The organism is Solibacillus silvestris (genome assembly GCF_051967575.1).
GTDB classification, from domain to species: domain Bacteria; phylum Bacillota; class Bacilli; order Bacillales_A; family Planococcaceae; genus Solibacillus; species Solibacillus silvestris_B.
In genome coordinates this window covers 21,401-46,349 of sequence record NZ_JBQCJW010000019.1, presented here as the reverse complement: position 1 = coordinate 46,349, position 24,949 = coordinate 21,401, and the positions used below count along the sequence as shown (strand labels likewise).

The window sequence follows — 24,949 nt, the reverse complement described above, 5'->3', positions numbered from 1 at the left end:
TATCAGTTTTTTTAAAAATGAAGTTTAATAAAAAGAGAGGCTATTAAACTTCGATGGGAATTTGTTATGTTTGTTTTGCGTATTTAACAACATAAATTTAATCTTAAAAGCCTATTTTTTGAAATGAATTATCGGAAAATTAAAATTTCAAAGAATAGTTTGCTATTGATAAAAGAAAAATGTTAAATTAGAATAGTTAGAAAGTTTAATAATTGACATGTAAATTTTTTTATGGATAATTTATATTGAAATACGAAAATTTAACAAATTGTTAACATTTAGAAAAGACTGAGAATTAGTAAAGTTTAAATTTCCCCTTGGGAGGGTATAAAACCCGTTTGGGAAAATTTAGAGCTTCAGCGGATATGACGGATTCGGTTGCCATTATGCTGGGGCGTAATTGATTATAGAGCGAGTTTAGCTGAGCTGAATGAATGTTTACGAAGAAAGGAGCGGTTATTTAATGTCTACGAATGAATTATTAGAAATCCGAAATTTACGTACTAGTTTCCGAATTAGAGATACATACTACCCAGCTGTAGACAATGTTTCGTTAACGCTTCGCAAAAATGAGATTTTAGCAATCGTTGGAGAATCAGGTTGCGGAAAAAGTACATTGGCAACTTCAGTAGTTGGATTACATAATTCAAATACAACAAAAGTTGAAGGTGAAATTCTTTACAACAATCAAAATCTAGTTAATTTGACGGAAGACCAATTTAACAAGTTGCGGGGAAATGACATAGGATTCATTTTCCAAGATCCGTTATCTGCATTAAATCCTTTAATGCGCATCGGGGAACAAATTGAGGAAGGTTTAGTTTATCATACAAAATTAAACAAGCAAGAACGTGAGAAGCGTGTGTTGGAATTATTGGATCAAGTAGGCATTGCCAATATGGAGCGTGTAGCAAAACAATTCCCGCACCAATTATCCGGTGGAATGCGCCAGCGTGTCATGATTGCGATTGCATTATCGGGTAAACCGGCAATTATTATCGCCGACGAACCGACAACGGCGCTTGATGTAACGATTCAAGCACAAATTTTAGACTTGCTGAAAACGCTTCAAGATGAAATTCAATCAGGAATTATTTTAATTACGCATGACTTAGGCGTCGTAGCCGAAGTTGCAGATCGTGTTGCTGTTATGTACGCTGGTGAAGTTATTGAAGAAGCGCCAGTTGTAGAATTGTTCAGAAATCCGAAGCACCCGTATACAAGATCGTTGCTGAAATCGATTCCTCAAACGAATAGCGAAAATGAACAATTAGAAGTCATTCAAGGGATGGTGCCTTCGCTTATGAAGCTGCCGCGTCAAGGCTGTCGATTCTCATCACGTATCCCGTGGATTCCACAATCAGCACATGAAGCAAATCCACAGCTTCATGAAGTTGCGCCAGGGCATCTTGTACGCTGCACTTGCTGGAAGGAATTCCACTTTGAGGATGAGGAAGGGAGCGTAAATCGATGAGTTTCATGCAAGTAGAAGATTTAAAAGTCCACTATCCTATCCGTGGCGGTTTTTTTAACACAGTAGTTGACCATGTTTATGCAGTGGACGGTGTGACGATGGAATTTGAACGCGGAAAAACTTACGGTCTCGTAGGCGAATCCGGTTCAGGGAAATCAACGACTGGTAAAGCGATAATCGGATTGGAAAAAATCACTTCCGGCCGCATCATTTATGAAGGCAAAGAAGTGACAAATGCGCGCCGTAAACGCGATTCGGCATATAATCGCGATATTCAGATGATTTTCCAGGATTCTCATTCTAGTATGAATCCACGTAAGCGTGTATTGGATATTTTAGCGGAGCCAATCCGCAACTTTATGAAACTATCACCGCAGGAAGAGCGCAAACGCATTAATGAGCTTCTAGCAATCGTAGGGATGTCTGAAGATGTTTTGCTAAAATATCCGCATGAATTCTCCGGGGGGCAAAAGCAGCGTCTAGGTATCGCCCGAGCGGTAGCATGCAACCCTAAAATGATTATTGCGGATGAGCCGGTATCGGCGCTTGATTTATCCGTTCAGGCACAAGTTTTAAACTTTATGAAGGAAATTCAAGAACAATACGGAATTAGTTATTTATTCATCTCACACGATTTAGGTGTTGTTCGCCATATGTGTGACCATATCTCTATCATGTATAAAGGCAGATTCGTAGAAACAGGTAAGCGTGATGATATTTACACAAATCCGCAGCATATTTATACAAATCGTTTGCTTTCCGCAATTCCTGATATTGAGCCTGAAACTCGGATTGAGCGAAAGCTTGAGCGCCAAAAAGTTGAAGCAACATATCGCGAAGAACAGCATAAGTATTACGATAAGGATGGAAAAGTATATCCTTTAAAATCGATTTCAGATACACATAAAGTGGCCATGTCTGAAGATGAAAAGGAGCGTGTATAGTATGTGGAAAACGATAGTTCGCCGTATATTAATAATGATTCCGCAGCTATTTATTTTAAGTCTCCTAATTTTCATATTAGCGAAACAAATGCCCGGAGATCCATTTACAGGGCTGATCACACCGGAAACAGACCCGAACGTAATTGAAGAATTACGTGTTAAAGCAGGCTTCTATGATCCATGGTATGTCCAATACTATAACTGGATTGTGAATGCGGCCCAAGGTGATTTCGGTCAAAGCTATACGCATAAAAAGCCGGTAGCAGATGTTATTGGCGACCGTGCGATGAATACATTTTTACTATCATTGCTAAGTGTAATTTTCGTATATGCACTAGCAATTCCTTTAGGGGTATTAGCAGGACGGTATCAGGAATCGTTTTTGGATAAATCCATTGTATTATACAGTTTTATATCATATGCGATTCCAACATTCGTATTATCCTTAATTTTCGTTTATATTTTCGGCTATCGATTAATGTGGTTCCCTACTACCGGAACAGTCGATATCGGCGTTGATGAAGGAACACTTGCATACTACTGGAGTCGATTCCACCATCTATTATTGCCTGCTGGAACATATGCGTTATTAGGTACAACAGGGATTATCCAATATTTACGTACAGAGATTATCGATGCGAAAACGATGGATTATGTAAAAACTGCCCGCAGTAAAGGGATTCCGATGAAGAAAGTATATTCTCGACATATTTTCCGTAACTCTTTACTTCCAATTGCAGCATTCTTAGGCTTCACGATTACAGGTTTACTTAGTGGCTCTATTTTCATCGAAACCGTATTCGCGTATCCTGGTATGGGTAAATTATTTATCGATTCGATTTTAAGTCGCGACTATAGTGTTATTACAACACTTGTTATGTTATTTGGCTTCTTATCATTATTAGGTAGTCTATTGTCCGATATTATTTTAAGTATTGTGGATCCGCGAATTCGCATAGACTAATCAATTAATAATGACTAAGGAGAGGTGATTTTAATCATGGAAAACAAAAACGAACAAACAGTGGAAAAATTAGAATCTCAAAGCTCTCCACCAACTGGTATTCAAGTTGTTTTGCGGGAGTTTAAAAAAGATAAATTAGCTATGTTCTCATTAATAGGCATTATTTTGTTAATGCTAGCAATTGTGGTATTAGCGTTCGTCATTGACCAAGCTGAAGTAATGAAAATTCAATTATTGGAGCGCTTCACTGAACCAGGTGTTCGCGGATATATTCTTGGCGCTGATGAAGCTGGACGGGATATGTTCGGACAGTTGATCATCGGTGCAAAAAATTCCATCTTAATTGCTATCGCGATTACGATTCTTGCAAATGTTGTCGGTATCGGACTTGGTATTATTATGGGATATTATGGAGGGTTTATTGATAACTTCTTCATGCGTATTATCGATTTTTTCATTACTCTACCTACTACAATGATTATCATCGTAGTCGTAACAATCATTCCATCATACGGAATACTAGATCTAATCTTAATTATTGCAGCATTTCAATGGATGTCGACGGCCAGACTTGTGCGATCCAAGGCACTGTCTGAAGCACGACGCGATTACATCAGTGCCTCGAAAACAATGGGTACAAGTGATTTCGCGATCATGTTTAAAGGTCTATTGCCAAACTTAAGCTCTCTATTAATCGTTGAAGTTACGTTAAGCTTCGCGGGTAATGTAGGGATTGAAACTGGTCTTTCATTCTTAGGTTTCGGCTTGCCACCGTCAACACCAAGTTTAGGAACTTTAGTAAGTTATGCTATGAACCCGATAATCTTATCGAGTAAATGGTGGATATGGTTGCCTGCATCGATATTAATTTTAGTATTGATGCTTGGTATAAATTACGTTGGCCAGGCGTTACGACGCGCAGCTGACGCAAAACAACGTTTAGGATAAAAAGGGAGGAAAAACAAATGAAGAAAAAGAAAGGTTTAATGCTTTCATCTGTATTTGCTACTGCTTTAGTATTGGCAGCTTGTGGAGGAGATGACGAAACTTCAACTGAAAAAAAACCAGCTGAAAATAATGAAGGCACAAAAACAGAAGAAACAAAAAATGACGGCGATTCTACTGCACAAACACCTACATTACCTGAAGAAGTGACAAATGATGGTGACGCTATCGCTGGCGGTACATTAAAGTATGCATTAGTAACAGACTCTCCATTCCAAGGAGTTCTGTTAGCTGAGCTATATGAAAATGCTTATGACTCTGAAATTTTTGAATTCATGACAAACTCAATTTTCGCTACAGACGGTGACTTCTTAATCACTGACGAGGGTATCGCAAAGTTAGATGTTGATGCTGAAAACAATAAAGTAACAATTACTATTCAACATGATGTTAAGTGGTCTGACGGTACAACATTAACTGCCGATGACATCATTTATTCTTATGAAATTATCGGTCACCCGGAATACACGGGCATCCGCTATGATGGCGACTTCCAAAATATCATCGGTGCTGCTGAATATAAAGCAGGTAAGGCTGATTCAATCTCTGGCATTAAGAAAATCGACGACAAAACTGTAGAAATTTCAATGACAAAAGTTTCTCCGGCGATTTATTCTGGCGGTGACGGTTTATGGGGATATGCAGCACCTAAACATTACTTGGAAACAACACCGATCAAAGATTTAATTTCTTCACCGCAAGTTCGTAAGGCTCCAGTTACTTTAGGACCTTTCAAATTAGACAAATTAGTTGACGGCGAGTCTGTTCAATTCGTGGCAAACGAACACTACTGGCAAGGTAAGCCGAAGCTGGATAAAGTCGTATTGCAAGTTGTACCTTCATCTTCTATCGGTGAAGCATTGCGTACAGGTCAATACGATATGGCATCTTCTTACCCGACAACTCAGTATGATGGCGTAAAAGATCTGCAAAATTTAACTGTGTTGGCACGTCCGGAGATGGCATATTCTTATTTAGGCTTCAAGCTTGGTAAATGGGATGCAAAAGCTGGGGAAGATAAGACTGGCTTAAACATTACGGATGAAAACGCGAAAATGAACGATGCGAAATTGCGTCAAGCGATCGCTTATGCAATTGACGTTGAGCAAGTAACAGAGCGCTTCTACCAAGGGTTGCGTTCACGTGCAACATCATTAATCCCGCCAGCGTTCTCTACATTCCATGACAACACTTTGGAAGGATTCAACTATGATCCGGAAAAAGCGAAAGCATTATTGGATGAAGCGGGATACAAAGATGTTGATGGCGACGGAATCCGCGAAGACAAAAACGGCGAGAAATTCTCAATCCGCATGGCGGGTATGTCAGGTTCGGATACTGACGAAGCAATCGTTGAGTACTACCGTCAAAACTGGAAAGAAGTTGGGCTGGATGTACAGTTAACGACAGGCCGCTTAATCGAGTTCAACAGCTTCTACGACAAAGTAAAAGCTGATGATCCGGAAATCGATATGTTCATGGCTGCATGGGGAACTGGTTCAAACCCATCTCCGCTTGGCTTATATGGTGAAGCTTCTGCATTCAACTACAGCCGTTTCGTAACACCTGAATTACAAACATTATTGGCAGATATCGACTCTAAAGAAGCGATCGATTCTAGCTACCGTGCTGATGCATTCCGTGCATGGGAAGAGTATATGTTCGAACAAGCAACAACGATTCCAACATACTTCCGTACAGAAATCATCCCGGTTAACAAACGTGTCAAACACTTCAATGCTAGCTGGGCAAATTTAACTGATTGGCATGAAGTTGAAGTAACAGCTGAAGATCCAATTAAATAATCTTTAGTATATAGGAACCGCTTAGAAAATTTTCTGAGCGGTTTTTTCGCATTTGACAAAATTTTGAAATTTTGATATATGATTAATTGTTTTATCAAGCTTTGCTTAATAAATGGAAAAGCATGTGTGAAATTATACCGAGCATAATAATTGTGTGAGAATATTCTATTTTTGAGAAGGGATTTTCTGTTTAAGTGTAGAATGTTGTTATTGTCTGGGAAAATGACAATGCATTATGTAGTTTTCGTTTTTCTACATAAGCAGGACAAAAAACGCAAAAGGGACATATTAAGGGAGGAAAATTTTATGGACGCAACTTTAAATTCAAGAATCCGTAATGGCGCTTTGGAAAATAAAGTGGTATCGGCGGAAACAGCAGCTTCATGGATTAAAGATGGTATGGTCGTTGGTATGAGCGGGTTCACACGTGCAGGGGATGCAAAGACGGTACCGTTAGCTTTAGTTGAAAAAGCAAAAAACGAAAAGTTCCAAATTGACGTCTATACTGGCGCGTCATTAGGGCCAGAAGTGGATCAGCTAATGGCAGAGGCGGGAATTATCCGCAAACGTGCACCATATCAAGGAGACCCGGCGATTCGTAAAATGATCAACTCCGGGAAAGTTTTATATACGGACATGCATTTATCGCATAACGCGGAATTGTTCCGTCAAGGGATTATCGGACCGATTGATTTTGCGATTATTGAAGCGACGGCAATTACTGAGGATGGCATGATTATTCCGACGACTTCAATTGGCAACTCGCCGATTATCGTTCAAATGGCAAAGGAAATTATTGTCGAACTAAATCCGGAACAGCCGAATCTAGAAGGAATTCATGATATATATTTACCGGGACCACAAGGTGAGCGTGAACCGCTGCCACTCCTTTCTGCGAGTGATCGCATTGGTACAACCGGCATTCCGGTAGACGTAAATAAAATTAAAGGCATTGTCCATTCCACGATTAAAGATGCACCATCATTAATTGTCGATCCAGATGAGGAAACTGAGCAAATTGCACAGCACTTACTGAAGTTTTTACGTGACGAGATTACTGCTGGTCGTTTACCGAAAAACTTATTGCCTTTACAGTCAGGTGTAGGTTCTGTAGCAAATGCCGTTTTAAATGGTTTTTTAAACTCGGAATTTGAGGAGCTGGAAATATTCTCGGAAGTATTGCAAGATGCTGTATTCCACTTGTTGGATGCGAACAAAGTGAAGGTCGCTTCAGGTACTTCGATTACATTAAGCGAAGAATGCGGGAAGCGAGTATACGGCAATATAGATCAATATAAAGATCGTTTAGTGCTGCGGCCGCAGGAAATTTCAAACCATCCTGAAGTGATTCGCCGTCTTGGCATTATTGCGATAAATACAGCATTAGAGGTCGATATATATGGAAATGTCAACTCGACGCATGTAAATGGTACACATATGATGAACGGTTTGGGCGGTTCAGGCGATTTTACACGAAATTCGCGTCTTGGCATTTTCGTAACGAAATCTTACGCAAAAGGCGGGGACATTTCATCGATTGTTCCAATGGTTGCCCACCACGATCATACAGAGCATGATGTGGATGTTATCGCTACTGAGCAAGGGATTGCGGATTTACGAGGCATGGCCCCAAAAGAACGCGTAAAAGCTATTATCGAAAACTGTGTACATCCGGACTATAAGGAAGCATTATGGGACTACTACAACGGTGCTGTCGAAAAAACAGGGAATGCCCATACTCCGCATGATTTGGAAAAAGCTTTGTCATGGCATGTGAATTACCAGAAAAATAAAACAATGAAGCAATAATATAAAAACGGGAGTCCCGGCTAATCGGGACGCCCGTTTTGTTGTGAAGTACATGAAGAATATATGAAACAAGCAATTATTCAGAAGCTTTGTTTAAGTACCAGTGCTTAAAGCGATCATTATTTTTTCAATTGCATTACAACAGCTTCATCTGGTGTGACATAAAGTGTTTTTTGTTCAAAATAAATGACAAATCCAGGTTTTGCGCCATTCGGTTTTTTTACATGGCGAATTTCCGTATAATCCACTGGGACAGAGGATGATTCGCGCGCTTTCGAAAAGTAGGCGCTTAATATTGCTGCTTCCTTCAATGTTGTCTCATCCGGATCTTCTGCGTGAATTACAACATGCGAGCCTGGGATATCTTTTGTATGAAGCCAAATGTCATTGCGTTTCCCGATTTTGAACGTCAAATAATCATTTTGCTTATTGTTTTTACCGACGGAAATTGCGACGCCTGTAGAGGATACAAACTTTTCAGGCTCTGGTTTCGTCGGTTTCTTTTTCCGTTTTGCTTGGCGGATACGAAGCAACCCTTGTTCGGCAAGTTCTTCGCGAATTTCTTCTATATCGGCAGGTGAAGCTTGTTGCACTTGCTGTGTGAGCATTTCCAAATAATTGATATCGTCCGCCGCTTTTTGCTGCTGCTCCTCAATCATGATTAAAGCTGTTTTTGCTTTATTGTACTTTATATAATAGCTTTGAGCATTTTCAATTGGCGTTTTACGCGGGCTGATAGGTATTCTTACCGTTTCGGCATTTTCGCTATAATAATTTTCAATATCGACAAATTCCGCGCCTTTTGAAAAGTTGTACAGATTAGCCATTAATAGCTCACCGTAAAGCTGGAACTGTTCTAAATTTTGCGCGCGTTCAAAATCCTGTTTGAGCTTTTTTTGTTTAAGCTTTAATTTGTTTAATTCATTTTGCAGCCAACGTTCCAAATCACCGGCCTGTTGTTTCACGCGATCGCGTTTTGCCCGGGCAAAAAATACACGGTCCAGCAATTCGCCAAGCGTATTATAATTTGCGGCAGCGCCTGATAAATGCGTTAAGTTTGTTGGCGAAAAATAGCTTTTGCCGTCCTGTTCCACATATGTCGGGTGTGCGCCCGTGACAATTTCATTCATGAGCTGTCTGCATGCGGTAACAACATCTGTTGTAGAGATGCGATGCAATAATTCGTTTGCATGCAGCGGGGAGAATCCGGCAAACTGTTCAACAATTTCCTTTGATGAAGCTTGTTTTGAGAAAAATTGTTTGATTTCTTCATCGGATAAGCTTGTGAGCGCCACTTTTTGCTGCTTTGGCGGGGCTATATATTGCTGGCCGGGCAATACCGTGCGATAGCTGTTCATCGAAGGTGGCAAATGTTTTAAACTATCGATGATTTTATCGTTTTCTGCATCGATTAATAGTAAATTACTATGTCTCCCCATGACTTCAATGATGAGCTTTCGCTTTACCGCATCACCGATTTCATTTTTGCTATCAATTTCAAATGTGATGACGCGTTCAAAGGCGTCCTGGGCGATCGACGAAATAAAGCCGCCTTCAATATGTTTCCGTAAAAGCATGCAAAACATCGGTGGATCTGCAGGATTTTCGATTGATTGTTCTGTTATATGAACACGGGAATAGGAAGGGTGTATAGAAAATAATAATTTTGCGTTTCGGCCGGATGCACGGATCTGTAATACGACTTCAAGTGCATTCGGCTGATAAATTTTTGTAATTCGTCCAGATGTTAAGCCTTGTAATTCTTTGCTCATTGAACGAGTAAATAGTCCGTCAAATGCCATCTTTATGCCTCTTTCATTAAATAAGTCTCTTTGCTTATTTCATCATACCATTTTTTCGTTCGAACCTGTAGTTATCGTAAATTCTTATTATATAAAGGAAACGAATTTGCCGTCTCTGGATGGGGAGCTGACTTCCATTCTAATCAACGTTTTAAATTTAACGTCCTCCTCTTAAGTAAATATTGATAATTAAAAAATATTTTATTGCATCCGATCTGTGATAAAATATATATTTGGATAATAGACGATAACGCAAAATCGATAAAACATATGCTATAATTGATACAATATGCAAAGAAGGATGTGACGAACCTTGGTACGCAGTATGACCGGATTCGGCAGGGGGGTCACAACAACGAAAAACTTTCAACTCACGGTTGAAATTCGTGCTGTGAATCATCGTTTTTTAGAAATCAATACGAAGTTTCCGAAAGAATGGATGGAATCTGAAGTAGTTGCAAAAAAAATGTTGTCGGATGCTGTTTCTCGTGGGAAAATAGATGTTATCATTTTTCTTAAAGAATTGCAGGATACACAGCAAACGATTCAAATTAATTGGTCGCTGCTCAATGCTTTGCTTCAGGCGAAAGAGGAATTGTCGCAAAAGGTTTCAATGGAAGAAAAGTGGACAATGCAGGAAATTGTAAGCTTAGAGCAAGTGCTGCAAGTCGAAAAAGTGGAATTTATGCAAGAAGAGATAATTGAAGCCGTTAAAAGTGCATTGGCAGAAGCAATTTCAAACTTGGTTGCAATGCGCGAGCGAGAGGGACAAGGCTTGGAGCAGGTAATGCTGCAGTATAAAGCAGAGCTTGAGACACAAATTGCGCAAATTCGCCGTGATGCACCACTTGCTGTCGGAAAATATCGTGAGCGTTTAATGAGCCGTTTGGAAGAAGTGGCGAGTGGTCAAGCCTTGGATGATCGTTTACTTACAGAAGTTGCCATATTTGCTGAGCGAATCGATATTACGGAGGAACTTGATCGGTTGGAAAGCCACTTTGATCAGTTGGCCGAAACATTAAACGAAACTGTCGCCATTGGACGCAAGCTTGACTTCATCATGCAGGAAATGAACCGTGAAATAAATACAATTGGTTCGAAAAGTCAGTCGACCCATTGTTCAGCAGCAGTTGTGCAAGCGAAAACAGTTTTGGAAAAAATGCGGGAACAAGTTCAAAATATAGAGTAAAATAAAGGAGTTACTTATGAAGAAACAACGTGGATTATTAATTGTTTTATCTGGTCCATCAGGTGTCGGAAAAGGGACAGTGCGTAAAGAGCTCTTTTCACAGCCTGATACAAATTACGAATATTCGATTTCGATGACGACACGTAATCCTCGCGAAGGAGAAGTAGATGGTGTAGACTATTTCTTTAGAACACGCGGGGAATTCGAAGCGTTAATCGAGCAAGGAGGGTTGCTTGAACATGCGGAGTTTGTCGGCAATTACTATGGAACACCTCTTGCATATGTACAGGAAACGCTCGAAGCCGGACGCGATGTCTTCCTGGAAATTGAAGTACAAGGAGCAGCTCAAATTCGTGAAAAAGCACCAGATGCGTTGTTTATCTTTTTAGCACCACCAAGCATTACGGAACTTGAGCAGCGTTTAGTCGGACGCGGTACGGAAACGGAAGATGTAATCGCCCGCCGCATTGCTACAGCTCGTGAAGAGGTGGAAATGATGAGCCTTTACGATTATGTTGTGGAAAACGACCAAGTTCAAACTGCATGTGATAAAATTAATGCAATTATTGTAGCCGAGCATTGTCGTAGAGAACGTGTAGAAAAACGATATTTGTCAATGTTGAGAGGAGAATGAAACCATGTTATACCCATCAGTGGATAATTTAAAAAAGCAAATCGATTCTAAGTATTCTTTAGTGAGCCTGGCATCAAAACGTGCGCGCCAAATGCAGGAGGAGGGCGGCGAACATTTAGGTTCATACGTTTCTTACAAGCCGGTAGGAAAAGCATTGGAAGAAGTGGCTGCCGGCAAGTTGCGTAAAGTTCAGCAAGATGCTTCAACTGTTTATGAAGACGAAATTTAGTTTTTTAGTGTAATCGAATAGCACTTGAGTAGAAGCTCCCTTAGAATCTTTCTTTGGGGGCTTATCCTTTGAAAGGCGGTTGAAATCATGAAAAAAAACAATATATTGCTATGTGTTTCAGGTGGGATTGCGGTGTATAAAGCTGTAGCATTAGTGAGCAGATTATCGCAGGCAGGCTTTAATGTAAAAGTAATTATGACAGCTTCCGCACAAAAATTCGTCACACCTTTAAGCTTTCAAGTAATGTCAAAAAACGATGTGTTTTACGATACATTCGATGAAAAAGATTCGGAAGTCATTGCCCATATTGATTTAGCGGATTGGGCTGATTTAGTTATCGTGGCGCCGGCGACTGCGAATATCATTGCCAAAATGGCTCATGGAATGGGCGATGATATGGCAACGACAACTTTGCTTGCAACAACCGCACCAGTATGGGTGGCGCCGGCTATGAATGTTCATATGTATGAGCACCCTGCTGTTCTTCGCAATATTGCACAGCTTCACAAAGACGGCATTCGTTTTATCGAACCGTCTGAAGGATTTTTGGCATGCGGCTATGTAGGGAAAGGTCGTCTGGAAGAGCCGGAAAAGATTACGGCACTCGTCGAAAGGTATTTTCATGAGCAAATGGGAAGCGATGGACAATGAAATTTGCACAAGTGATCGTCGATGTTTCAGCATATCCGGTCGACCGTCCATTTGATTATTTAATACCAGAAGATTGGGAGGAACTAATTGATCTAGGCTGTCGTGTCAAAGTGCCATTCGGTCCGCGCAATGTTCTCGGTTTTGTCACAGGTATTTCATCGCAATCGGATGTTCCTGTAGAAAAGTTGAAGGCGGTAGCGGAAATCCTGGATCTGGAATCGGTATTGACGGAAGAAATGCTACACTTGGCAAAATGGCTAAAGCATCGAACGATATGCTATGAAATTGACGCCCTGCAAGTGATGCTCCCGAGTGCATTGCGCGCAAAATATGAAAAGTATGCGGTCCTGCTGAACGATGCGGCACAATTACCAGAACAAATAAAGCCGTATTTTGAAACGACGGCAAAAGTGAATTTGGCGCAATTTGAGAAGGCGGATTTATTCAAGCCGCTGAAACGGGCAATAAAAGATAGACTTATAATTATAGAAAATGAAGTAAAACAAAAAGGCCATGTCAAGCAAATACGCAAAGTGCAAATTCATTCGCGCGAGCAATTGGAAAAAGTTCAGCAGGAAATGGGAAAACGGGCACCGAAGCAGTTTGCATTAATCGAATGGATGATGCAACATGCCGAAGAAGTATTTTTGCCTGATGATATATGCGAGGCTGTCCAAATTACAAATAGTGTATTAAATACAGTCATTCATAAAGGAGCGGCAACGTATATTCAAGAGGAAGTATATCGCGATCCGTTTACGAAAGATGTTGTGCAAACGGACTTTTTGCAATTGACAGACGAGCAGGAGCAAGCACTTGCGAAAATTACTGCATCGATGGATGACAAGCGCCAGGAAACTTTTTTGCTTCACGGGATTACAGGCAGCGGAAAAACAGAAGTGTATTTGCAGGCGATTCAACGCACAATTGCAGATGGAAAAGAAGCAATTGTATTAGTGCCTGAAATTTCATTGACACCACAAATGACAGAGCGCTTTAAATCACGTTTTGGCGATGAAGTAGCAGTCATGCATAGCGGATTATCTGTCGGTGAAAAATATGATGAATGGCGGAAAGTGCAGCAAGGGAAAGTGAAGGTTGTCGTTGGTGCACGCTCGGCTGTTTTTGCTCCGTTCAAAAATTTAGGGCTGTTCATTTTGGATGAAGAGCATGAGTCGACATATAAACAAGAAGATTCTCCACGCTATCATGCGCGTGATGTAGCGATTTGGCGCGGGGAATATTACAATTGCCCAGTGATTTTAGGCAGTGCGACACCCGCATTGGAATCTTTTGCACGTGCGAAAAAAGGGGTATATACATTATTGACTTTGGAAAATCGCGCGAAAAATCAAGCATTGCCGGTCGTTCATATTGTGGATATGCGTGAACAGCTGCAATCAGGGAATCGTTCGATGTTTTCCGATCCGCTGATGGAGGCGCTGCGGGATCGGCTCGATAAAAAAGAGCAAACGGTGCTCTTTTTAAACCGCCGAGGCTATTCGTCATTTGTGCTGTGCCGTGATTGCGGAACGACGGTACAATGTCCAAACTGCGATATTTCATTGACATATCACCGTTACCAAGAAAAGCTGAAATGTCATTATTGCGGCCATGATGAATATATTCCGGAGATATGTCCTGAATGTCAGAGCGAGAATATCCGCTATTTCGGGACAGGTACCCAAAAGGTGGAAGAGGAAATTTATAAATTGTTCCCAGAGGCGCGCGTCCTTCGAATGGATGTCGATACGACGAAGCAAAAAGGGGCGCATGAAAAAATGCTTGATGCGTTCGGTCGGGGAGAAGCCGATATATTGCTCGGCACGCAAATGATCGCAAAAGGGCTTGACTTCCCGAATATTACGCTAGTCGGCGTATTGAGTGCGGATACTTCATTGCATTTACCGGATTATCGGGCAACGGAGAAAACATTCCAGCTTATGACACAAGTAAGCGGGCGTGCAGGAAGACATGAGAAGTTGGGAGAAGTATATATTCAGACATATACGCCGGAGCATTATGCGATTCAGTTATCGAAAGAGCAGCTGTATACACCGTTTTATGAGCGGGAAATGCATACGAGGCATATGGCAGGCTATCCGCCGTATTATTATATTGCGCTTGTTCAAGTATCGCATGAAGATGTGATGCTCGCTGCGGAATATGCGGGACGTGTCGCGGAATATTTGCGCTCAAATTTATCATTTAATGTTTCGGTAATCGGACCAACGACCGCCAGCATCGCCCGTCTCCAAAATAGATATCGCTATCAATGTTTGATAAAATATAAAGTAGAGCCTAATTTGATTTCCGTGCTTTTACAGCTTATTAAACTGTACCGGTCGGAATGGATTAAAAAAGGCATTGTGCTGACGGTTGATTTAGATCCAACAATGATCTAATGCATATAGAAAGAGGTAGTTAACATGGCAATTAAAGAAGTAGTGAAAAATCCGGCGAATATTTTATCGCAAAAAACAAAAGAAGTGGAAATAATCGATGAAAGTACAATTCAGCTTTTAGATGATTTATATGACACAATGGTGGAAAATGATGGAGTAGGAATTGCGGCGCCGCAAATTAATGTAGGCCTGCGTGTAGCAATCGTTGAATTGGGCGAAGATATATTGGAAATGATTAATCCGCTCGTGCTTGAAACACGCGGTGAAGCAGAGGATGTGGAAGGATGCTTAAGCTTCCCTGACCTTTTTGGGCTAGTAAAGCGTCCGACTTATGTGAAAATCGAAGCATCCGATCGTGAAGGGCGTATTTACGAGCTTGAAGCGGAAGATTTTGAAGCGCGTTGCATTCTTCATGAAATCGATCATTTGGATGGGGTATTATTCGATTCAAAAATGACCCGTGTATTGACGGAAGAAGAATTAGAAGAGCTATACGCGGACGTTGAGGAGGAATAATCAATGACAAAAATCGTATTTATGGGAACACCTGCCTTTTCAGCGCCGATTTTACGTATGCTCCACGAGGAAGGCTATGAAATTTTAGCGGTTGTTACACAGCCTGACCGTCCTGTTGGGCGCAAAAAGGTGTTGACACCGCCGCCTGTAAAAGAAGAAGCGATAGCATTGGGTCTGCAAGTGATTCAACCGGAAAAGCTGCGCGGTTCGCAGGAGCTTGAACAAATTTTGGCATTAGCACCGGACTTGGTCGTAACAGCGGCTTTCGGTCAAATCTTACCGAAACAATTGCTGGAATCCCCGCGGTTAGGTTGCATTAATGTACATGCATCGCTTTTGCCCGCATATCGCGGCGGCGCACCGATCCATCAGGCGATTATCGACGGCCAAGCGAAAACAGGTGTGACGATTATGTATATGGCGGAAAAACTTGATGCAGGGGATATTATATCGCAACGCGAAATTGCCATTGAAGATACGGACAATACAGGAACTATGTTTGATAAATTAAGTGTTGTCGGGCGGGAATTATTAAAAGAGACGATGCCATCGATCATTGCAGGGACAAACGAGCGTATCGTGCAAGATGAAGCGCTTGTCACATATGCAGGCAATATTAGCCGCGAGCAGGAATTGATTGATTGGAACGAAGAGGCGCGTGCATTATATAATCAAGTGCGCGGTCTTCATCCATGGCCGGTTGCCTATACAACTTTTGAAGGCGCAAATTTTAAAATATGGTGGGCGAAAGTCGGCGGATCTGCAACGAATGCTGCACCGGGGGAAGTCGTGAAAATCGCAAAAGATCATTTTGAAGTTGCAACAGGCGATGGTTCGACACTCGCTTTATACGATGTGCAACCAGCCGGGAAAAAACGTATGACAGCAGAAGAGTTTCTGCGGGGCACGGGCTCGAAATTACAGATTGGGGACCGTTTTGAATGAGTAAGAAGAAGCAAGTGATTTGGGACGGTAATGTTCGGGATGCAACATTGACGATTTTATTGACGGTCGATAAAAGCCAGGCATACAGTAATTTACTATTACACCAAACGATTGAAAAATATAAAATCGATGCTAAGGACCGTGGGCTATTGACAGAGCTGACATATGGAACGTTGCAGCATAAACTGACGCTTGATTATTACCTGGAGCCGTTTATACGCGGTAAAGTGGATATTTGGGTGCGCTGGCTCTTACGTATGTCGCTTTATCAAATGCAGTATTTAACACGGATTCCTGCGCATGCCGCGGTAAATGAAGCAGTGGAAATTGCGAAGCGTCGCGGACATAAAGGAATTGCCTCGATGGTAAACGGTATTTTACGTTCCATTTTACGCGAAGGTGTTCGATCAACAGATTTAATAGAAGATGCAAATGAGCGTCTGGCAATCGAAACGAGCCATCCGCAGTGGCTTGTCGATCGCTGGGTTGAAAGCTACGGCTATGAAAAGACACGTGAAATGCTTCTTGAAAATAATATTGCACCACTGCAGACAGTGCGTGTCAACACGACGAAAGCGACTGTTGAACAAGTATTGACAACACTTGAGCGCGAAGGTGTGAAAGCGCGCCGCAGTGAATATATTCCTGAATGTCTGCATCTTGAAAGTGGTCAGGCCGCACGTACGGGAGCGTTCCGCAATGGGCTTATTACGATCCAGGATGAGAGCTCCATGCTGCCGGCAAAAGTGCTGAACCCAAAGCCGGGTATGAAAGTTCTGGATATGTGTGCAGCACCAGGCGGAAAAACGACACATTTGGCAGAAGTCATGAAAAACGAAGGCTCGATTTTAGCGACAGATCTGCATCCGAAAAAACTGGATTTAATCGATGAAAATGTGGCGCGTCTGGGATTGAATATTATTGAAACAGCCCCCCTTGACGGAAGAAAGGCAGCAGACTTTTTACCAAAAGAAAGCTATGATGCGATTTTGGTCGACGCGCCATGCTCAGGATTGGGTGTAATGCGACGCAAGCCGGATATTAAATATACGAAACGAGAAGAAGATTTAGAGAGCCTGCAAACAATTCAGCTCTCGATTTTAAATAATGCGGTGCAACTATTAAAGCAAAACGGACGATTAGTGTACTCAACATGCACAGTAGACCGTCGCGAAAATGAAGGTACGGTACAAGCCTTTTTAAGGGAGCACCCTGAAATGACATTAGTGCCAATCGAAAATTTACCAACACAACTAGAAGCGAAAGAGCAGGACGGGATGCTGCAAGTATTCCCTCAAGATATAGGCAGTGACGGGTTTTTCGTTGCTGCATTCGTAAAAAAAGGAGCGTCCAATTAACTAATGGAGCAAGAACAATTAAAGAAAATTGATGAACGAATTCAGGATTTAGTGGAAGAAACAACAGACAAACCAGTACGCCGCGCAAAAAAAGAAAAGGCCCAGCTAAAACCTTCCATCTATTCATTGCGTCTAGATGAAATGAAGGAATGGCTGACAGCGAATGGGGAAAAGGCATTCCGTGCAGGTCAAATTTATGAGTGGCTGTATGAAAAACGTGTACAAACATTTGAAGAAATGTCGAACTTGCCAAAAGCTTTGCGCGAAAAGCTGGAAGCAGAGTTTGCATTAACGACACTTTCAACAATTATTAAGCAGGAATCGAAAGACGGCACGATCAAATTTTTATTCCAATTACAGGATGGCTACTCAATCGAAACCGTATTAATGCGCCATGAATATGGTAACTCGATTTGCGTTACAACCCAAGTAGGCTGCCGTATCGGTTGTACGTTCTGTGCATCCACATTAGGGGGGCTGAAACGTCACCTAATGGCCGGTGAAATCGTCGAGCAGGTCGTGAAAGTACAGCAGCAATTGGATGAAACGGATGAGCGTGTATCAAGTATCGTCATTATGGGGATTGGCGAACCGTTTGATAACTATGATGCGATGATGAACTTCCTGAAGATCATGAATGACGATAAAGGACTGAATATCGGTGCGCGTCATATTACGGTTTCGACTTCGGGCATCGTGCCGAAGATTTACCAGTTCGCGGATGAAGGCATGCAAATCAATTTCGCGGTATCCTTACATGCGCCAAACCAAGAAGCGCGCCAAAAGCTTATGCCGATTGCAAAAGCCTATAAATTGGAAGAATTGATGGAAGCGGTAAAATACTATACGAAAAAAACAGGGCGTCGTGTTACATTTGAATATGGGTTAATGTCAGGTGAAAATGATACAGAGGAAGTTGCATTGGAGCTCGCTAAGCTAATTAAAAATATTAAATGCCATGTCAACTTGATTCCAATCAACTATGTACCGGAACGGGATTATATTCGTACATCTCGCAGCAAAATTTTTGCTTTTGAGAGAACGTTAAAGGAGCAAGGCATCAACGTAACAATCCGTCGTGAGCAAGGTGCAGATATTGCAGCAGCTTGCGGGCAGTTACGCGCACAAGAACGATCACAAGAAACAAAGTAGGTGGACTATAGTGAACTTTACAGTGGAAAGTGATATTGGATTAAAGCGAACAATAAATGAAGATCGGGCCGCGTTTTTTGAACGCCCCGATCATTTTAAGCTTGCCATTTTAGCAGATGGAATGGGTGGACATAATGCAGGCGATGTTGCGAGTGAAATGGCCATTACTGAAATGCACAAACTATTTAAACAAGTGGATGCGGAAAATTTTGCAACAAAGCAATTAAAGCTGGAATGGCTACGCAATGCAGTTTCACATATTAATCAAAAAATATATAACTATTCTTTAGCTCATGAAAATTGCCAAGGCATGGGTACGACGATGATTGCTGTGCTATTTGACGAAAATTACTGCATTATTAGCCATGTCGGTGATAGTCGTGTATATCATTTTACAAACGAAGCAGTAGAGTTAGTAACGAGAGACCATTCCTATGTAAATATTTTATTGGAAAATGGGGAGATTAGTGAGGAAGAGGCACAAAATCATCCTCAGCGGAATTTTATTTTAAAAGCGCTCGGAACGGAAATTTCAATCGAGCCTGATTTTTATGAAATAACATTATCAAATGAAGCTTACTTGCTCATTTGTTCAGATGGATTAAGCAATAAACTGTCTACAAAAGAAATGGCGACCATTATAACAAACCCCGTGCCGATTCAGGAAAAGGGCAAAAAATTAGTTCAATTGGCAAATGATCGCGGGGGCGAAGATAATATATCCCTTATTTTAATGACAACGGTGCAGGAGGTGTAGCAATGCTAGTAGGAAAACATATAAGTGGCCGCTATAAAATTTTACGGCTAATTGGCGGAGGCGGCATGTCAAATGTGTATTTAGCGCATGACATTATTTTAGGCCGCGATGTCGCAATCAAAATTTTGCGTTATGATCTATCGAATGAAGAAGAATTGCACCGTCGTTTCCAGCGTGAAGCATTGTCTGCAACAAGCTTGACAAATCCGAATATCGTGAGCATTTATGATGTTGGCGAAGATGGGGATATGCACTATATTGTTATGGAGTACATTAAAGGGAAAACATTAAAACAATACATACAAGAGTTTTCGCCTTTATCCGCGGCCCGTAGCATTCATATAATGAAGCAGCTCACATCCGCGATTGCCCATGCACATGAAAACGGCATTATCCATCGTGATATAAAGCCGCAAAATATATTAATGGATGAAGAAGGCAATGTAAAAATAACGGATTTTGGCATTGCGACATCGCTTGGTGCGACGAGCTTCACACAAACAAACTCGGTCATCGGGACAGTCCATTATTTATCGCCGGAGCAGGCGCGCGGCGGTATTGCGACGATGAGATCCGATATTTATGCTCTTGGTATTGTGCTGTATGAGCTGTTGACAGGAGAGCTGCCTTTTTCGGGGGAATCCGCTGTATCGATAGCATTAAAGCATCTGCAGGCGGAAACGCCGTCTGTGCGCGAATTTGACGCGAGCATTCCTCAAAGTGTGGAAAACATCGTATTAAAAGCAACGGCAAAAGATACGAATCACCGCTATAACAGCGCTGAGGAAATGGAAGAGGATTTAGATACATGCTTGTCGATTCAACGGATGAACGAGCCGAAATTCATGCCGCCATTGGATGATGACGCAACAAAGCTCATCCCGATTATTAAAGACCCAAAGCCGGCAACAGCCCAAATCCAGCAGCCATCCACAGGTGTGACGGAACAAACGGTACGCATGGAAACAAAACCAAAGATACAGCAGGAACCGCCACAGCAACAGCAAAAGGAAAAGAAAAACATAAATAAAAAGAAAAAATGGCCGATTATCGTTGGCGTTTTGGCTGTTTTGGCGATTGTCGTTATCGCTGCTGCATTTATGATGACGCCGAATAAAGTCGTCGTGGAAGATGTTACGAATATGACAGTGGAAGAAGCTATTCGTATATTGGAACAGCAAGGCTTCGTTATCGGAGAAAAAGAAGAGCGCAACAATGAGGAAGTCGAGGCAGGGAAAGTTATTGAAACAAATCCAGCGGCGAATCGGGAAAGAGAAAAGGGCTCAACGATTGATTTAATTGTCAGCATAGGGAAAGCACCAAAGCCTATGACGGACTTTGTCGGCAGCCAGCGCGATCAGGTCATGCCCTTTTTAAAGGATTTTAATGACCACGAATTTGTAGAAGAATATTCATCTGAACATGCTGTTGGGGAAATATACGAACAATCTCCAAAAGCGGGTGAGGAAGTGATCTTCAGCGAGACGGATGTTGTATTGAAAGTTAGTAAAGGAAAAGAAGAATTGGATGTCCGGGATTTAACTGCCTTCAATGAAGCGAATCGCAAGGAATACGAAAAGAGCTCGAACTTTAAAGTGAAGGTGACGGGTGAAGAGCATTCAGATCAACCGGCAGGAGAGGTGATTCGACAAACACCGAAGGCAGGCACGAAGCTTGAGAAAGGCGGCACGATCAATGTCGTCATTTCAAAAGGCCCTGCAGCGAAAAAAGAAAAGCCTTATACAACTACAATTGAAATCCCTTACGAGCCTTTTGAAGAAGGCATGGAGCAGACAGTATCAATTTATATTCAGGATAAAACACGCACGATGGCAGAGCAGTTTAAAACGTTTGCGATTACAGAAAATACCCTTTACTCAATTGATTTGGTCATTGTTGAAGGCGATAAAGCAGCATATCAAGTTGTCCGTGATAACAGCGTAATCGAAAGTAAGACGATAACGTACGAAGAATTACCGGAATAAGGAGGAATTGGATGGCGCAAGCCCAAATTCGAAAAGCATTAAGCGGTTATTATTATGTTGAAAAAGACGGCGAATTAATTCAGTGCCGGGCACGGGGGATTTTCCGTAATCGCGGGGAATCTCCGCTTGTCGGCGATTTTGTGGAATATTCCTATGATGGGGAATCGGATGGTTCAATCGATAAAATTTTGGAGCGCCAAAATGAATTAGTTCGGCCGCCGATTGCGAATATTGACCAGGCATTGCTCGTATTTTCCGCTAAGGAACCTGATTTCAATACGGTTTTGCTCGACCGGTTTTTAGTCGTGCTGGAATCTTTCCATGTCCAACCGATTATTATTTTAACGAAGATGGATTTGTTGAATGAAGCAGAACGGGCACATTTGCAAACATATATCGACGACTATGAAAAAATCGGTTACGGCATTATCGAAACATATATCGATGACCCAACATTGATCGATAAAATCCAGCCGCTTTTAAAAGGGAAAACATCGGTGCTCGCCGGCCAGTCAGGTGTCGGCAAATCAACATTATTAAACACATTACTGCCTGAACTGGATTTAAAAACAGGCATCATTTCTAAAAGCTTAGGGCGCGGCAAGCATACGACACGACATGTGGAGCTTATTGAAGTTTGCGGTGGACTATTGGCTGATACACCTGGCTTTAGTTCGTTCGATTTCGATACGATTGAAAAAGAGGAACTAACAGCTTGTTTGCCAGAGTTTGAGCGCATCAGCAAGAATTGCAAGTTCCGAGGATGCCTGCATATGAAAGAGCCGAAATGCGCGGTGAAGCAATCCGTGGAGACTGGCGAGATTCGCCCGTACCGCTATGAGCATTATGAACAATTTTTACAAGAAATTATCGACCGAAAGCCGAGGTACTAAACATGATTAAAATTGCACCATCGATTTTAGCAGCAGACTTTGCAAAGCTAGGCGAAGAAGTGAAGGAAGTAGAAGCAGCAGGAGCGGAATTGATTCATATAGATGTAATGGATGGCCATTTTGTGCCGAATATTTCATTCGGCGCGATTGCATTGGAGGCGATTCGTCCACATTCTGCATTGCCGATGGACGTACATTTAATGATCGAGAATCCGGACCAGTATATTGAGCAATTTGCTAAGGCGGGCGCAGATTATATTACAGTGCATGTGGAAGCGTGCCGTCATTTGCACCGCACGATCCAATTAATCCGTTCATATGGCGTGAAGCCGGGTGTCGTGTTAAATCCCCATACGCCGATAGAATCTATCCAGCATGTTTTGGAAGATGTGGATATGGTGCTGTTTATGACGGTAAATCCAGGTTTTGGCGGGCAAAAGTTTATCGAATCCGTCGTGCCGAAAGTAGAAGCATTATCGAAAATCATTAAAGAACGCGGCCTGACTATCGACATCGAAATTGATGGAGGAATCAACGCAGAAACAATCGTGCCATGTGCCAAAGCGGGGGCGACAATATTCGTTGCAGGCTCCGCTATTTATAGTAAAGAAGATCGCGCAAAGGCTTTACAGGAAATTAAACAAGCAGGATTAGCGGCAATTCAGTGATTGTAGCAATCTGCTCAGGCGGCCCCGTTCAAGAGGTCGCCTTTTCTTTAATGCCTGACATCTGGATCGGAGTGGACCGAGGCGCATTATATTTAATCGACGAAGGCATTCGACCGCATAGTATTGTAGGCGACTTTGATTCGGTCACGGAAGAGGAATTTGCGCGGATTTCCGAAGCTGTGGACCATATTGAGCAATTTCAAGTGGAAAAGGATGAAACAGATACTGATTTGGCATTGCGAAAAGCGTTGACATACGAACCGGCGGAAATCGTTTTGACTGGTGTTACTGGTGGACGTCTAGATCATTATGAAGCTACATTGCGATCTGTCTTTTTGCTGCAGAAACAGTATCCGGATATCATTTTTAAAATTATTAATCCTTGTAACGCCATTCAATTTTTATTGCCCGGCAAACATCAGCTGGAAAGGGACGGTTATTCGTACATCTCCTTTTTTTCATATGGCGAGTCGCTCCACAATGTGACATTGCGCGGTGTTAAGTACGAGACGACAGATGAAGTCATCGAACAAGGCACATCGCGTTTTACAAGCAATGAAATAATAAGCAGGGCTTCTATTTCATTTACAGGCGGCATATGTTTAATGATAAAGAGTAAAGATTAAGGAGGAACAACGTTGAAAGTTTATACATTTCAAATGCCGAAATGGTTAAGTGGAATGGCGAGAGGCTGTGTAAAGTTGTTTCGTAGAGAAAAGAAAGAAAAATAATGCACCCGACTACAGCTCACTTTAAATGTGGACTGTAGTTTTTTCTATAAAAAAAGAGCACCAGCAAATGCTGGTGCTCTGTACGCGATTAAACGCGCTCGATTTTACCTGATTTTAAAGCACGAGCAGAAACCCATACACGTTTTGGCTTACCGTTTACTAAAATGCGAACCTTTTGAAGGTTAGCACCCCAAGTACGTTTGTTAGCGTTCATAGCGTGTGAACGGTTGTTGCCTGTACGAGCTTTACGGCCAGTAATTACACATTGTTTTGGCATTGTAAAATTCCTCCTTACAGCTGAATCTGAAATCTTTATTTCAGTTCGTTATTTCACATACCATAATAATTTAACATACCTGTGAAGTGAGTGCAAGACATTTTGCATAACCTTTCAAGAAAAAAACCTTTACACCTTAATTGAAAATTTTAGATTAAAAAGGTATATGACAAGGCGACAATATTCTTAAATTTGATAGAGAAAAGGAATCGAATATTACAGGATAGAGCAAAGTAATGAAAAAACCAAGGAAACTGCAGTCGAAGTTTGGCGGAAAAATGACTTCGAGCTAGACGCAGATGAACGTTTTCTTTTATAATCGACTTTTGTGTAGTACAATATAAATTAGTCAAATAGAGCCAAGGGGGCATATACTATGTCAGTTGAATTAAATAACGAATTCGGCCATATTGATATTTCCAATGATGTGATTGCTCAAATTGCTGGTGGAGCAGCGATCGAATGTTACGGAATTGTAGGCATGGCATCGAAACATCAAATTCGCGACGGATTAACAGATATTTTACGAAAAGAAAATTTTGCAAAAGGTATTCTTATTCGTCAAGAGGAAGATGACTTACATATTGATATGTACATTATTGTAAGCTATGGCACGAAAATTTCCGAAATCGCCTATCAAGTACAATCAAAAGTAAAATATACAGTAAATAAAACATTAGGTATGAGCGTTAAATCAGTTAACATTTTTGTTCAAGGCGTTCGTGTTTCGAATGTGTAAGAGGAGGAAATGAATCG

Annotated in this window: 22 protein-coding genes and 1 pseudogene; 21 read left to right on the top strand and 2 right to left on the bottom strand. The window is 41.6% G+C overall.

The genetic code is table 11. The annotated features are described in order from the left end of the window. The first annotated feature begins 463 nt into the window (after window positions 1-463). The 6 genes from ACTHOQ_RS12480 to scpC all read left to right on the top strand — a co-directional run bounded on the left by ACTHOQ_RS12480 (window position 464) and on the right by scpC (window position 8,001). Window positions 464-1,474, top strand: a complete 1,011-nt coding sequence (locus ACTHOQ_RS12480) for an ABC transporter ATP-binding protein (RefSeq protein WP_440496473.1) — start codon at window positions 464-466, stop codon at window positions 1,472-1,474. After that, window positions 1,471-2,418 (top strand): ATP-binding cassette domain-containing protein, encoded by a 948-nt coding sequence (locus ACTHOQ_RS12475; protein WP_440496472.1) that lies wholly within the window; start codon window positions 1,471-1,473, stop codon window positions 2,416-2,418. Before ACTHOQ_RS12480 ends, ACTHOQ_RS12475 begins: the two co-directional genes overlap by 4 nt. Window position 2,419: 1 nt before the next feature. Further along, window positions 2,420-3,382 carry an oligopeptide ABC transporter permease gene (opp4B, locus tag ACTHOQ_RS12470; RefSeq protein ID WP_440496471.1) on the top strand — a complete coding sequence of 321 codons (963 nt, stop codon included), beginning with the start codon at window positions 2,420-2,422 and terminating at the stop codon, window positions 3,380-3,382. Between the two features lie 36 nt (window positions 3,383-3,418). Beyond that, window positions 3,419-4,330, top strand: a complete 912-nt coding sequence (locus ACTHOQ_RS12465; RefSeq protein WP_440496470.1) for an ABC transporter permease — start codon at window positions 3,419-3,421, stop codon at window positions 4,328-4,330. Window positions 4,331-4,347: 17 nt separating this feature from the next. After that, window positions 4,348-6,192: an oligopeptide ABC transporter substrate-binding protein gene (locus ACTHOQ_RS12460; protein WP_440496469.1), complete on the top strand. Its 1,845-nt coding sequence runs from the start codon at window positions 4,348-4,350 to the stop codon at window positions 6,190-6,192. A 306-nt stretch (window positions 6,193-6,498) separates the two neighbouring features. Then, window positions 6,499-8,001: a succinyl-CoA:acetate CoA-transferase ScpC gene (gene scpC / locus ACTHOQ_RS12455; protein WP_440496468.1), complete on the top strand. Its 1,503-nt coding sequence runs from the start codon at window positions 6,499-6,501 to the stop codon at window positions 7,999-8,001. A 119-nt stretch (window positions 8,002-8,120) separates the two neighbouring features. On the opposite strand, the gene ACTHOQ_RS12450 is transcribed toward scpC, so the two are convergent. Further along, complete coding sequence (locus tag ACTHOQ_RS12450; RefSeq protein WP_440496467.1) at window positions 8,121-9,803, bottom strand: Rqc2 family fibronectin-binding protein; 1,683 nt, start codon at window positions 9,801-9,803, stop codon at window positions 8,121-8,123. 313 nt (window positions 9,804-10,116) lie between these two features. Here ACTHOQ_RS12450 and ACTHOQ_RS12445 point away from each other — a divergent pair, with 313 nt between their 5' ends. The 14 genes and pseudogenes from ACTHOQ_RS12445 to ACTHOQ_RS12380 all read left to right on the top strand — a co-directional run bounded on the left by ACTHOQ_RS12445 (window position 10,117) and on the right by ACTHOQ_RS12380 (window position 23,811). Beyond that, complete coding sequence (locus ACTHOQ_RS12445) at window positions 10,117-10,992, top strand: YicC/YloC family endoribonuclease (protein ID WP_440496466.1); 876 nt, start codon at window positions 10,117-10,119, stop codon at window positions 10,990-10,992. Between the two features lie 16 nt (window positions 10,993-11,008). Continuing rightward, complete coding sequence (gene gmk, locus ACTHOQ_RS12440; protein ID WP_440496465.1) at window positions 11,009-11,626, top strand: guanylate kinase; 618 nt, start codon at window positions 11,009-11,011, stop codon at window positions 11,624-11,626. Between the two features lie 4 nt (window positions 11,627-11,630). Continuing rightward, window positions 11,631-11,855, top strand: coding sequence for a DNA-directed RNA polymerase subunit omega (rpoZ, locus tag ACTHOQ_RS12435; RefSeq protein WP_440496464.1), 225 nt, complete (start codon window positions 11,631-11,633; stop codon window positions 11,853-11,855). An 87-nt stretch (window positions 11,856-11,942) separates the two neighbouring features. Further along, window positions 11,943-12,476 (top strand): annotated as a pseudogene (gene coaBC / locus ACTHOQ_RS12430) (bifunctional phosphopantothenoylcysteine decarboxylase/phosphopantothenate--cysteine ligase CoaBC); the annotation flags it as partial. Between the two features lie 26 nt (window positions 12,477-12,502). Beyond that, window positions 12,503-14,911 carry a primosomal protein N' gene (gene priA / locus ACTHOQ_RS12425; protein WP_440496463.1) on the top strand — a complete coding sequence of 803 codons (2,409 nt, stop codon included), beginning with the start codon at window positions 12,503-12,505 and terminating at the stop codon, window positions 14,909-14,911. A 24-nt stretch (window positions 14,912-14,935) separates the two neighbouring features. After that, a complete protein-coding gene (def, locus tag ACTHOQ_RS12420; RefSeq protein ID WP_440496462.1) occupies window positions 14,936-15,427 on the top strand; it encodes a peptide deformylase in 492 nt (163 codons plus the stop codon). A gap of 3 nt (window positions 15,428-15,430) precedes the next feature. After that, complete coding sequence (gene fmt, locus ACTHOQ_RS12415; RefSeq protein WP_440496461.1) at window positions 15,431-16,372, top strand: methionyl-tRNA formyltransferase; 942 nt, start codon at window positions 15,431-15,433, stop codon at window positions 16,370-16,372. Beyond that, window positions 16,369-17,730: a 16S rRNA (cytosine(967)-C(5))-methyltransferase RsmB gene (gene rsmB / locus ACTHOQ_RS12410; protein WP_440496460.1), complete on the top strand. Its 1,362-nt coding sequence runs from the start codon at window positions 16,369-16,371 to the stop codon at window positions 17,728-17,730. Before fmt ends, rsmB begins: the two co-directional genes overlap by 4 nt. A 3-nt stretch (window positions 17,731-17,733) precedes the next feature. Next, entirely contained in the window at window positions 17,734-18,882 is a 1,149-nt protein-coding gene (gene rlmN / locus ACTHOQ_RS12405) for a dual-specificity RNA methyltransferase RlmN (RefSeq protein ID WP_440496459.1), read from the top strand. Between the two features lie 10 nt (window positions 18,883-18,892). Beyond that, on the top strand, window positions 18,893-19,639 hold the full coding sequence (locus ACTHOQ_RS12400) for a Stp1/IreP family PP2C-type Ser/Thr phosphatase (RefSeq protein ID WP_440496458.1): 747 nt from the start codon (window positions 18,893-18,895) through the stop codon (window positions 19,637-19,639). 2 nt (window positions 19,640-19,641) lie between these two features. Continuing rightward, window positions 19,642-21,624, top strand: a complete 1,983-nt coding sequence (pknB, locus tag ACTHOQ_RS12395) for a Stk1 family PASTA domain-containing Ser/Thr kinase (protein ID WP_440496457.1) — start codon at window positions 19,642-19,644, stop codon at window positions 21,622-21,624. Between the two features lie 11 nt (window positions 21,625-21,635). Next, window positions 21,636-22,517, top strand: a complete 882-nt coding sequence (gene rsgA / locus ACTHOQ_RS12390; protein ID WP_440496456.1) for a ribosome small subunit-dependent GTPase A — start codon at window positions 21,636-21,638, stop codon at window positions 22,515-22,517. A 2-nt stretch (window positions 22,518-22,519) separates the two neighbouring features. Beyond that, on the top strand, window positions 22,520-23,185 hold the full coding sequence (gene rpe / locus ACTHOQ_RS12385; protein ID WP_440496455.1) for a ribulose-phosphate 3-epimerase: 666 nt from the start codon (window positions 22,520-22,522) through the stop codon (window positions 23,183-23,185). Then, window positions 23,182-23,811 (top strand): thiamine diphosphokinase, encoded by a 630-nt coding sequence (locus ACTHOQ_RS12380; protein ID WP_440496454.1) that lies wholly within the window; start codon window positions 23,182-23,184, stop codon window positions 23,809-23,811. The genes rpe and ACTHOQ_RS12380 overlap by 4 nt, the downstream gene beginning before the upstream one ends. 193 nt (window positions 23,812-24,004) lie before the next feature. Here the strand turns inward: ACTHOQ_RS12380 and rpmB are convergent, their stop codons facing one another. Then, the gene (gene rpmB / locus ACTHOQ_RS12375; RefSeq protein ID WP_024362078.1) at window positions 24,005-24,193 is read right to left on the bottom strand and encodes a 50S ribosomal protein L28; all 189 of its coding nucleotides are present in this window, start codon (window positions 24,191-24,193) and stop codon (window positions 24,005-24,007) included. Between the two features lie 376 nt (window positions 24,194-24,569). Here rpmB and ACTHOQ_RS12370 point away from each other — a divergent pair, with 376 nt between their 5' ends. Continuing rightward, window positions 24,570-24,932, top strand: a complete 363-nt coding sequence (locus tag ACTHOQ_RS12370) for an Asp23/Gls24 family envelope stress response protein (RefSeq protein ID WP_440496453.1) — start codon at window positions 24,570-24,572, stop codon at window positions 24,930-24,932. Window positions 24,933-24,949 lie beyond the last annotated feature (17 nt).